The sequence below is a fragment of the Rothia sp. HMSC069C04 genome, assembly GCF_001812895.1.
Lineage (GTDB): Bacteria > Actinomycetota > Actinomycetes > Actinomycetales > Micrococcaceae > Rothia.
In genome coordinates, this window is the sequence record NZ_KV810760.1 from 1 (window position 1) to 205 (window position 205).

At 52.7% G+C, this 205-nt stretch carries 1 tRNA gene; it reads left to right on the forward strand.

Going from position 1 to position 205, the window contains the following annotated elements:
* The first annotated feature begins 40 nt into the window (after positions 1–40).
* Positions 41–129 (forward strand) — tRNA-Ser (locus HMPREF2879_RS07565).
* Positions 130–205 lie beyond the last annotated feature (76 nt).

Consider the following 205-nt stretch of genomic DNA (forward strand, 5'->3'; position numbering starts at 1 on the left):
GTTTTATTTGTTGCCTACGCAATGCGTAGAAAACATAGCTGGAGGATTCGCCTAGCGGCCTATGGCGCACGCCTGGAACGCGTGTTGGGTTAACAGCCCTCGGGGGTTCAAATCCCCCATCCTCCGCCACCGATCCCCGGTCTTAGAATCTAAGACCGGGGATTTTTTATACCCCTTGGTACTATTTCTTCAGAACCCCACGGTT